Raw genomic sequence first — 10,487 nt, 5'->3', positions numbered from 1 at the left:
ACTTGCGACGACTGACGTAACACGATCGCATCGGCGCGAATCGGTTCGAGGGAAAGTTCTTTGACGGGTAATTCCACCAGGGCGATCGCTTCCCCAAGCAACCAGGTGGCTATATCCTGGGAGAACTCTTCCGCAATGAATTTACAGATATTGTCGTACATGGGCACCCTGACTGGCGAGTTGCACTGATGATAGCCCTGTCCCTGCTTTTGTTTCCGCCTCCAATTCGCGCAGCCAAACCTGTTTTGTTGCAGATTGTGGCCACCTCACGTAAGTCAAGCAAACTTAAGTGAAACGAGAGGGAAAGCGGCTAAACTCAAACGGTTCTGGCTGGCCTGTTGTCGGACCCCGGGAGGGGTTGTACTGGAAAAAAGCTTAATATTTTATGATAACTCATTGGCCAAAAAATGACAACCCACTAGAGCGACGTACCTCCCATCGCCGCCCGAACCTTAAATGATAAATTGTAAATTGTTAACAGTTAATTGTTCGATCCTGAAAGAGGAGCAACACCCGTCCCGCCCCCGACGTCGTTGCCCAAAAAGTGCGGGGATCGCTGCGATCGCCTCTTTGCCCAGGTAGCGCGGAACTCAGCCCCCGGCAAAACGTAAAAAAACCTAAAGCGGGGGGTAAGAGTAAATACAGATACAAATTAAAAAAACTTAAGAGAATATACTCCCCAAGGAACGCTCCTGTTACTATAATTTCTATAGGTACTGGGTTAACCCAACCCCTGCGAGCGGATTCGAGGCAGGAGTCCCTAAATGGCCCCAGGGCTGTGCCGGGATTCTCCTCGAGACCAGCATCGCGAGTGGGCGTAAAATAAGAGACGATTTTTCATCATCACGGGTGTATGGGAGAATCATAAATCATGCAAGCCAAACTTGTAGCCGCTAAGGGCTGGGGAATGCGTTGGACGCAAAGTGTGCAACGCGAAATATATGTCAATTGGCTATTCATCAAGCGCGACCTTTGGGTTTCGCTGGTCCCGGGAGTGATTTTTCTATTGGTCGCCTGGAGCGTGCAAGATGCCAGCAGCCAAGGGGATTTACTTTCGGCATTAAAAGGCGGGGCGGTGTATTTTACCCTTTATATTTACACCTTTTGCGTCGCCAATCAAATGGTGGGCATCGAGTCCGATCGCATTAATAAACCCGATCGCCCCCTATGTAGGGGACTCTTGTCTTATCGGGGGGCGAAGTATCGCTGGATAGGCAGTATGGCGATGTTTTCCGCGCTCGCGTGGCACCTAGGAGTATTTGAATGGGCGCTGCTGTGGCAAATCTGCATTGTGGTGCTTAACTTTGGCGGATTGTGCCAAGAGTGGCCCACCAAGCACTTTTTCCTCGGATTGGGTCAAATTGCCCAAATGGCTGCCGCATGGCAAATTATCGCCCCGATTACCCCGGTGACCTGGAGTTGGATTTTGCTGGTGACCAGTCTCTCGATTCCGTTATTCGGCATTCAAGATTTGCCGGATATTCCCGGAGATATGGCCACCGGTCAAAATACCTTCGCGATCGCATTTGGCGAAAACGCCGCGCGCGGGATGCTTTGTGTGGGCTTTTTCCTGTTGCCCGTGGCGATTCATTTCGGCTTGATGATGCCGGCAGGGTGGAATATTTATCTGTTGCTCTGGGATATGGCACAAGCCATCGTCAGTTGGAGCGTCTCCCTGCGACTTCTGTTCTATTCCACTCCGGAAGACGATCGCCAAACCTATCTGCTCGCCCTGTGCTGGTATTATCTCGCACTCGGTAGCGCTAGTGCGGGATTTTAACCCATTAGCAAGCCAATGTCAACCGCGATCGCCCCGAAAAATCCATACCGGGCGATCGCTTTTGTCCCCTTTGCCGAGAATATAGACACTATCCTCCTCGGCATCGGCGATCGCCTTTTTCTCCGGAATTTCTTCACCGACTTGACCCACAACAACCCTAAACTTTTTTCCTTCTATTATTCCCAGGCAGAAAAAGCGCGATCGCCAACATTTTTGTTCTCTGGAGAAACCCGCCCGAGGGAAAAATCTGCCTGAGAAAGCCTGTCGCCCCTCCCGCGCAATCAGTTGTCCCCTGCCGCTTCCCTTTTCCAAAAAATTAGCCGATTGTTTTTTTAAATCTTTTCCCTAAAAAATCTCGATAGAATCCTTCCCGATGGGGAGATTTCAGTTGGGAAATCTAACCTCAGAACTGACTGGGGCTGTCCCTCGCCCCTCCCGAGAGCGGAGCCGAGATTTTCACCGGAACGCAACTGCAGCGCGATCGCTCATCATCCATTGAGAATCCCCCAACTCCGATTTCCCATCGCAGTGCCGATTACAATACAACTTTTGTCGGGAAATCTCATCTACCGAAAGTCAGAAATTTATCCTCTGAAATTGACCGCTGCATCACTTCAAGCTCTGAGATTCTCGGAAATACCGCAGTTCAAGACACAACAGTGACAATTAACGAAGTGTCTACCTAAATTTCCCGCTGTTGTTGTTTTTAACCTAGGGTTGGTCTGTAAGCGAAACTGACAATGCTTTTCTTGCTGGAAAAGCCTTGACAAAACCTAGGCTAATCTGGTAGCCAAAAAAACAGATAAACCCCTAGCCATCGCCCCTGAGAAAATTATGAATTTAGTTGATTTAGCATATACACCGGCTCTCGAACAAGCGCGGCTGATCCGCACTAAAGAAATTTCCCCCCTAGAGTTGACCCAACTTTACCTAGAGCGCATCCAAACCTTAGATCCGCACTTGGGCAGTTATTTTACCGTCACCCAGGAACGAGCCTTAGCCGATGCGAAAGCCAAAACCGAACAGCTTTCCACCACCGATCCAGAAAAACTCCCGCCCTTTTTTGGCGTCCCCACCTCCATCAAAGACTTAACCTCCGTCACCGAGATGCCCTGCACCTACGGTATCGCCGCCTTTCGCGAGAAAATGGCCACCTTCGATCGCGCGGTGGTGGCGCGGATGAAGCAAGCGGGCTTTACCATCCTCGGCAAAACCGCCACCCCACAATTGGGCACGGTTCCCTATACAGAAGCCCCTGGATTTCCCCCCACCCGCAATCCCTGGAATCGGGACTACACCCCAGGCGGGTCCAGTGGCGGCGCGGCGGCGGCGGTAGCGGCGGGCTTGTGCGCGATCGCCCAAGGCACCGATGGCGGGGGTTCCATTCGCCTGCCCGCTGCTTGTTGTGGATTGGTGGGGATTAAACCCGCCCGAGGGCGCGTGTCCTCTGCACCCCTGGGAGACTGTATGAATGGTCTGGTCACCGATGGTCCCTTGGCGCGCACCGTCGCCGATGCCGCCGCTATGTTAGATATTATGTCCGGCTACGTCACTGGCGATCCCTATTGGTTGCCCGATCCGGAACCCTCATTCCTGGAGCGCGCTCGCACTGAGAACCCCCTAGAACCGCTGAAAATTGCCTTTGCCACCCGCATCGAGCCGATGGGAGATGCCGAACCCATCTGCGAGCAAGCGGTGAGCGAAACCGTAAATTTACTTGAAGGCATGGGTCATACCTGCGATCGCATCACCCTCGATATCAGCGAATTGCTCGAATCTTTGACCGCGTTCTGGTACACTGGACTGGTGTTTGCCAATATGCCTCCCGATGTGCTAAACCCCCTGAATCAAGAGTTGCTCAAACGCGGACAGGGAATTACCGGCGGGCAATACTTGCAGGCGGTGACTAAACTCCAAATCATGGCACGGCAAATCGTGGCCATGTTTGAAAAGTTCGATGTGCTATTGTTGCCAGTTTTCATGCATTCTACCCTGCGCGTGGGGGAATGGGCCGATTTGTCCCCTGACGAAGTTTTGCAAAAAAGTCTGGATTGGATCGCACCTTGTCCGCTGTTTAATGTTACTGGTCAACCGGCGATCGCCATTCCGGCAGGATTTGCGAACGGCTTGCCCATCGGCGTTCAGATGGTGGGTCGTCCAGCCGCCGAAAGCACCCTCATCGCCTTAGCCGCTCAACTGGAAGCCGCGAAACCCTGGAACCACAACCGTCCTCCTCTGGTTTGAATTGGCCTCACTCAATGCCCGCTTTATATATATACAAATAGTCGCTACGTCATGCTAGGATACACTTTAACGGTATGAATTAGGGGTTGAGTGAGTTTTATGAGGAGTTGAAAAAGCGCCCCTAGGTGCGCTAACCGACCCTTTGCCCGCCGATGCGGGCTATTTTTTGGGCAATTGTTTGACTACTAAGTATATTTTTACTCGATCCAACAAAATTGCTTTTAAACTCGTTCCCAGGCGATCGCAGAGGCACCCTCGGAGAGGAACTGGCAATTGAGGCGCGATCGCCAACCCTATCCCCCGCAGAGCCTTTTCCAGAAATCGTCACCCAGCAATCAGGGCGATCGCGTTTTTGCAAAAAGAGACCCACCTAACGATGGACATGTATTGGATCCCGGGATTCCGGATGAAAGGTTCGATCGCATATCCAGGTTCGCGTCCCAACCCGCAACGCCGGCGAAACACCACCGGAGGAGCCAATCATTTTTACTTAGCCATATAACGATGAAAAGCGGATAAAAAAACGCCCCATCGACCCGCCAGAAAGAGGGTAACATATCCAGAAGGCGATCGCCCCAGCATGGGCCACAGCCATCGCCATAATAATCCAGACGAAGAAAGCCACGAAAAAGCATACAAATGTAACTACAATAAGCTGCGCCAAGCTTGGGAGACCAAATCGCTCAACCAGCGGCGCTGAGTCAAGTCCAGCAGACAGTCATCTGCCAGCACCTCTGCAGTCACCTCTTCCAATGACTTCCCCTGCGATCGCGCGATGGTAATCACCCCAGCGATCGCCGACGCCACCAACTCCTCATCCACCGGTTGTTGTCGCAGGGCAACAATTTCCTGGTAACTCGTCGGAATCTGATAATTCATCTCGTCACACTCCTTGCCATGAACAAATCCGCAGGTTTTGTTAACTTTCGTTAAGAAATTTTAATTCTGTACCCGGAATCTTAGCGCACTTTTACTCCCTGTCAACCCCCGGAAGGGACAAATTTTTTTCCTTCACCTCACCCGCCAATGAAAAAAATCCGAAGGAGAGAAATTAAGCGCCGCCGTCGCCACACCGACGACCCAAAATGGCCACAAGGGTGTGCCGAGCGAAAAAAACTCTTCCCTCGCTATACCACAAAACCCAATCCCTGTCAATCCCAAACGCAGAGGCAGAAATCCACCCCTCCCATTACAGCTATACCCAATCCAGGGGGGAATTATCTCGACTGATGCCTTCTCCACCGTCAAACCGCTCATCGAGGCCCAGCAAATAGAACCGATCGCCCCACAATTTCTCCCCTTTCCCGAGAGGCGCACCGCCGTGGTGCGCCCTACCAATCTCGCGACTACTTCTGATTGGGAAAACTTGGCAATTCCACCGCCGACAAAGACCGACGTTTTTTACCATTTCCCCGCAAAGGATAGACCACCGGTGCGGGCCAATTCGGTTCTTCTGTAGAACTAGCAGTGGTGACAGTGGTATTGGGGGAAGGTTCTGTCGGTGCAGCTGAAACCGCCTCCGACTCCTGGGAAGAGGACCCTTCTAGCTTCTGCGCGTAGGCTTTCGCCTTCAGTAATAGCTCTTCTTCGCTGGTTCCCCCGCGAGAAGCCGGCGTTTGCGGGGGCTTGGGCGTAGAACTGGGCTTCTGCGACCTCGATAAAGGCGTCAGGGGAGAAGGCACCTCAGCAGACCAAGACTCCCGGGAGGAAGGATCCGGTGCAGAAGAGCGATCGCTGCTTCCCGGGGACTGGGGGCGCTGGATTAGCGGATCCAAATCCTCCCACATTGGCCCATCCTCTCGGCGGGATTTCTCCTCCATCTGCGCGGAAGAGGGCGGTGCAACAGTCCCCTCTTCCGACGCCTCCGCCGTCGCGGGGGGCAAAGTTTCCCCAGTGGCGGGAGGCTGCAGGCGGTAGCGAGACAAATCAGCAGGCGGTTTCCCCGAGGGAGGCGCGGTGAGAATGCTCACCCCTTCGGAATCGGTTGGCGCTGACCAAGGGGCAATGGGTTGGGCTTTCGGAACGATACCCGTAGAAGAACTGTCCCCAGGGGCAGAAGGCTCAGAACTTTCCCCAGAAGACACTTCCCCAGCGCTCATCGGTTCGCCCACTGCAGCGATCGCCGCTTTCGCATTTTCCTGGGGATTTTCTATACATTTTTCCAACGCCGCCTTAAACTGTAACGTGTGGCGTTGTTGTCGGTGCAGGCGCGATCGCAAATCCCGACAGAGATTTTGAGTCTGCAACAACATCTGAGAGTGCTCGTTATAACGCTCCTGAGTCAGAGCGCATTCTCGTTCCATCCGCGCCAAACGCTCTTGGCTGGTTTGGAAATCAGCGGATAAACCTTCGATGACATTGGTTTGTTCCCGAATTTGTTGCGTTAGGGAGTTAACTTGATGCGCCAAATGCTCTCCTTGTTCTCGAGCCGTTTTCAACTCAGCAGTGCGGCGGTCTAATAACTTTTGGCGGTCTAACGCTTGCGATCGCTGCTGTTGCAAAGACTGACGGGTTTCGTGCAGCAACGTTTCGAGTTGTTCCACCCGGTGATGTAGTTCCCCATTGTCCTGCTGCAACCGTTCCAGAAGGGCCTCCCGTTCTCCGGGCGTCTGCGGATGCGAGTTCGGCGATCGCGACTCAACCGGTACCGAGGGCATTTCCTCTCCCGCCGAGGGTTTTAACAATTTCCCCGGCGCAGAAAAGGCCACATTCTCTGGGATCGCCGGGTCAAAGGTCATTTCCCCGGGGGGCGAATCCGCAGTGGGCGCTTCATCTGCCTCCCCGGATTGTAACAAGTCCGCAATTCGTATCGCATGAGGAAAGTCCACGGTTTCCCACTCTTGCGCCCCGAGTTCAGTATTGGGGGAAGCCTCGGCGGAGGAGGCTGGGCGATCGCCGACGTCCTCCGGCGGCGTGGATGCAGCCTCTTCGAGCGGTTGATTCGATTCGCTATAGTTGGGGTTGGTGCGGTTTTCTGATTCGCTCATGGGGTTTTGGGGATAGTGGATCTAGGGGACAAAAGGAGGATAATTTAATTTACACTTGAAACAGTTTGGTGAAAAATGCTGCCAAAATTGACGCTTTTTATTGTATAACTCAGACGTTAAAGATGCTTGGGCCAGGAAATAGTCAGAAAGCCGTTAAGCAATTTCGATTTGCCGTGGTCAGCGACCCTCATGTTGCCCTGACCCATACGATTCAAGACATAGCCAACCGATTTCATTTAGTGGAAATCAGCATTCCCGCCTTGGAAATAGTTTTCGAGCATTTAGAGACCCTGAATCTCGATTTTTTATTGTTACCGGGAGATTTAACTCAGGATGGGGAACCGGACAATCACGCCTGGTTGGCGCAACGGTTGGCGGCTTTGCCCTTTCCGGCGTATGTCATTCCGGGAAACCATGACGTCGCGGTGGAACTCGCCAACCATCGGTCGATTGGGTTGACGGATTTTCCGTCATATTACCTTAAATTCGGCTATGACAATCCAGAGCAACTTTATTACAGCCATGAAGTGCTCCCGGGGGTGCGCCTGATTGGCCTCAATTCTAATCAATTTGACGAAAGGGGCAAGCAGATCGGGCGCATGGATGAGGAACAGTTGCAATGGTTGCAGGGGGTGCTCGATCGCGCAGGGTCGGATGAGCTGATTTTAGTGACCATTCACCACAATGTTTTAGAACACTTACCGGGACAGTCTACCCATGCAATGGGGCGGCGCTATATGTTGGACAATGCCCCCTGCCTGAGAAAAATGTTGCGCGCGGCAGGGGTTAACTTCGTCTTTACCGGACATTTGCACGTGCAAGATGTGGCCTATGCTGACGGGTTGTACGATATTACCACAGGTTCTTTGGTGAGCTATCCCCATCCCTATCGGGTGCTGGAGTATGCGGTGGATGAACGGGGGCAAGGGTGTTTGCACATTGAGTCCCATCGGGTAAAATCAGTACCGGGATGGCCTGCTTTGGGGGAAATTTCTCGAGAGTGGATGGGCGATCGCTCTGGCCCGTTTATGATGAAGTTGCTCACCTGTCCGCCGTTAAATCTGCCCCCGGAACAGGCGGAGGAACTCGCCCCCCATTTGCGCTATTTCTGGGCGGATATTGCCAATGGCGATGGTTGCTTTGATTTTCCCCAGTTTCCCCCCCACGTCCGCCGCTATTTTCAAACCTTTAGTGCCCTCGCCAGCGATCGCACTCCCCAGTTTATCGACAATCAGGCCACCTTGATGCTCTAAGTTCAGCGGGGCGGGAGGCTTCCCGGAGAGTTTGTACCGCGAAATATACCCTCATCAGGGGCATCTACCGCGCGATCGCACTCGACTCCCAAGGGCTTTTCGTCTCCCTGAAACCTTCCCCCTGTCTACACATTTAGTTTGCATAATATTGAAATTTCAGCCCGCTCTGGCACAAGGGACAGTGCCGAATTCTACAATATTTAGGAATTTAGAGGTAAAAAAAGGCGATAAATCTGTTTTTTTACTGGTTTTGGGGCTAATTATTCCCCCGTTTGGAATTTATCGCGCGATACTGATTATGCAATTTAAGTGTAATTGCCCCTCGGGAAAATCCAGAGGGGCAAGGGGTGAAGCTGGGCGAAAAAAGTGAGGGAGACTAGCGCGCGATCGCCAGGGACTCGCTCATTTCATTGAGCATAGGCGTCACCGCTTCGAGTAACGCGGTCATCCCTTCTACTTCGCGAATCATGGTAGCGATCGCCATCGCTTCTTCCTCAGATGCATCATCGGACAGCGCACTCAACTGCGTCAGCAACGAGGGCAAGGTTCCGCGCAGGCGTTCCACGGCGGCGACGGAAGGATTGAGTCCGGAGGCATTCAAGCCGCCTTCTTGGGGCAACAGGGTTTCAAAGCCGGTGCTAAAGGTCTGCAAATCCCGTTCCACAGTGGCCACATTTTCCAGGAAGGCTCTTGCATCACCCGGGTCAGAAATTGCGGAAGCGAGGCGATCGGCTTGTTCGCGCAACCGGGCGGCGGTGGAGGTGGGGGCGATTTCCATCGGTCCATCGGGGCTGGCGATCGTCACTTTAAACGGACCCGGGGCGGGAGGATTTTCCTCATAATACGCCACCGCTTCCGGATTTTGAATCGCTTCCATCGTGAAATCGGCGGTTTCAGTATTGAAAGACAATTTCAGGGGGAAGGCCATTGGATTTTCCGGATCCACAAACGGGGTAATCCCGGTGAGGGTAAATTCTTCCACACCGCCGCCGGGGAAGTCGGTAAAGTCCACCGTATCACCCGGGCCAAATTCACCTAAGACGCGATCGCCCACAGACACGGTAAACTTCTCTGGGAAACCAGTGGGGAAATCGTCAATTTTGGTAAACAACGAATCCGAAGTCATCGTATAGCGGAACCCTTCCGCCGTCGGGGGGTCAAACCAAGCCCCACTGGCCACGCCAACAAAGCTAAACGCCCCATTTTGCATGCCGATGGGCAAGACCGGCGAAAACTGAGAAGACCCGGGAGAAACGCCGACCAGGGAAATGAAAATATTGCGTCCGTTGAGGCGGACTACCATCCCGCCCCAACTGCCCCAACTCCAGACGCTTAACACCCGCAACCCTCGGATAGCACTCAGATTCGCCAATCCGACTAAGCTATTAAACGCATTGCCCCGAACCAGGCGGCGATTGGAGGGAACTACGAAGAACATCCGTTGCGACCCCACTGCCAGATCCACGGTTTGGGTGATAGTGGGGGTGGGTACCGGGTTGGGGGTTTGAGGATTGCCTCCCGTGTCGGGATTCGGTTGGGAGGAGACGGGCGGGGAAACGGCTACCGGGGTTTCTTCCACCGGGGGATTCACCGGAGGTGCGGGGGTTGGCGCAACCGCTTCGGTGGTTTCCGCCATTTCGGAGGTGGGTTGGGAAACCGCCTCTAGGGTGGGAACTTCTTCGGTGGTATCCGGATTGGTTGTTTCTGTGGTGGTGGTGTTTTCCGTGGTGGTGGACCCCGCCTCGATCTCGATACGGTTAATGGTCATCTCAAAGCCGGTTTGAGAGCTGATGGTGGTGGTGGTAGTTGTGGTGGTAGTATTCTCCCCGGTGATATCGGATTGGTTCGTACCACCGGTGCCTGACCCGGGTTGGTTCGTCCCACCGGTGGTTGGCCCTGCGGGGGGGTTCGGTCCGGTGATATCGGATTGATTGGTTCCACCGGTGCTGATGACGGTGGTGGTGGTAGTGATGGTGGTGTTGTTATTGGTGGTGGTGGTGGTGGTCGAAGTCGGTCCGGTGATGTCGGACTGATTGGTTTGCGATCGCCCTGAGGTTTTGGGCACCAAGATTATGGCCAGGGACAATGCCACAGGCAGAGTCAAACACAAACCACTTTTGAGCAAGTAAGAGAACACTTTCATCATAAATTAGGGTTGGTAAGGGGGAGAACGGAAACCCTCGTCATTTATGCGTAGGGAGGAGTTCTCCCCCCTTACACAGA

General features: G+C 53.4%; 8 protein-coding genes and 1 pseudogene. 4 read left to right on the top strand and 5 right to left on the bottom strand.

The window, feature by feature from the left end:
* A pseudogene (locus LKK83_RS17460) lies at positions 1 to 161 on the bottom strand (Rpn family recombination-promoting nuclease/putative transposase); the annotation flags it as partial.
* Positions 162 to 871: 710 nt separating this feature from the next.
* On the opposite strand from LKK83_RS17460, the gene LKK83_RS17455 reads away from it, so the two are divergent.
* Positions 872 to 1,780 carry a UbiA family prenyltransferase gene (locus tag LKK83_RS17455; protein ID WP_324632534.1) on the top strand — a complete coding sequence of 303 codons (909 nt, stop codon included), beginning with the start codon at positions 872 to 874 and terminating at the stop codon, positions 1,778 to 1,780.
* Between the two features lie 18 nt (positions 1,781 to 1,798).
* On the opposite strand, the gene LKK83_RS17450 is transcribed toward LKK83_RS17455, so the two are convergent.
* Complete coding sequence (locus tag LKK83_RS17450) at positions 1,799 to 1,930, bottom strand: hypothetical protein (RefSeq protein WP_324632533.1); 132 nt, start codon at positions 1,928 to 1,930, stop codon at positions 1,799 to 1,801.
* A 684-nt stretch (positions 1,931 to 2,614) separates the two neighbouring features.
* On the opposite strand from LKK83_RS17450, the gene LKK83_RS17445 reads away from it, so the two are divergent.
* Both LKK83_RS17445 and LKK83_RS17440 read left to right on the top strand, forming a co-directional pair.
* Positions 2,615 to 4,024: an amidase gene (locus LKK83_RS17445; protein ID WP_324632532.1), complete on the top strand. Its 1,410-nt coding sequence runs from the start codon at positions 2,615 to 2,617 to the stop codon at positions 4,022 to 4,024.
* 215 nt (positions 4,025 to 4,239) lie between these two features.
* Positions 4,240 to 4,398, top strand: a complete 159-nt coding sequence (locus LKK83_RS17440) for a hypothetical protein (protein ID WP_324632531.1) — start codon at positions 4,240 to 4,242, stop codon at positions 4,396 to 4,398.
* Between the two features lie 271 nt (positions 4,399 to 4,669).
* On the opposite strand, the gene LKK83_RS17435 is transcribed toward LKK83_RS17440, so the two are convergent.
* Together LKK83_RS17435 and LKK83_RS17430 are read right to left on the bottom strand one after the other, a co-directional pair.
* Positions 4,670 to 4,903 (bottom strand): hypothetical protein, encoded by a 234-nt coding sequence (locus tag LKK83_RS17435; protein ID WP_324632530.1) that lies wholly within the window; start codon positions 4,901 to 4,903, stop codon positions 4,670 to 4,672.
* Positions 4,904 to 5,370: 467 nt separating this feature from the next.
* Positions 5,371 to 7,011, bottom strand: a complete 1,641-nt coding sequence (locus tag LKK83_RS17430; protein ID WP_324632529.1) for a hypothetical protein — start codon at positions 7,009 to 7,011, stop codon at positions 5,371 to 5,373.
* A gap of 122 nt (positions 7,012 to 7,133) precedes the next feature.
* Between LKK83_RS17430 and LKK83_RS17425 the strand changes: the two genes are divergently transcribed.
* Positions 7,134 to 8,264 carry a metallophosphoesterase family protein gene (locus tag LKK83_RS17425; protein WP_324632528.1) on the top strand — a complete coding sequence of 377 codons (1,131 nt, stop codon included), beginning with the start codon at positions 7,134 to 7,136 and terminating at the stop codon, positions 8,262 to 8,264.
* 376 nt (positions 8,265 to 8,640) lie between these two features.
* On the opposite strand, the gene LKK83_RS17420 is transcribed toward LKK83_RS17425, so the two are convergent.
* Positions 8,641 to 10,410 carry a hypothetical protein gene (locus LKK83_RS17420; protein WP_324632527.1) on the bottom strand — a complete coding sequence of 590 codons (1,770 nt, stop codon included), beginning with the start codon at positions 10,408 to 10,410 and terminating at the stop codon, positions 8,641 to 8,643.
* Between the last annotated feature and the right edge of the window lie 77 nt (positions 10,411 to 10,487).

Origin of the sequence: Phormidium sp. CCY1219 (assembly GCF_035615515.1) — a bacterium.
In the GTDB taxonomy this organism is placed as follows: domain Bacteria; phylum Cyanobacteriota; class Cyanobacteriia; order Cyanobacteriales; family Laspinemataceae; genus CCY1219.
Note: the sequence above shows the minus strand (reverse complement) of the source record. Positions and strands in the feature narration are given on the sequence as shown.

What these genes read in the sequence shown, in the direction of transcription:
- LKK83_RS17455 (WP_324632534.1), top strand. Translation starts at nt 872, where the DNA reads ATGCAAGCCAAACTTGTAGCCGCTAAGGGCTGGGGAATGCGTTGGACG.
- LKK83_RS17445 (WP_324632532.1), top strand. Translation starts at nt 2,615, where the DNA reads ATGAATTTAGTTGATTTAGCATATACACCGGCTCTCGAACAAGCGCGG.
- LKK83_RS17435 (WP_324632530.1), bottom strand. Translation starts at nt 4,903, where the DNA reads ATGAATTATCAGATTCCGACGAGTTACCAGGAAATTGTTGCCCTGCGA.
- LKK83_RS17430 (WP_324632529.1), bottom strand. Translation starts at nt 7,011, where the DNA reads ATGAGCGAATCAGAAAACCGCACCAACCCCAACTATAGCGAATCGAAT.
- LKK83_RS17425 (WP_324632528.1), top strand. Translation starts at nt 7,134, where the DNA reads ATGCTTGGGCCAGGAAATAGTCAGAAAGCCGTTAAGCAATTTCGATTT.
- LKK83_RS17420 (WP_324632527.1), bottom strand. Translation starts at nt 10,410, where the DNA reads ATGATGAAAGTGTTCTCTTACTTGCTCAAAAGTGGTTTGTGTTTGACT.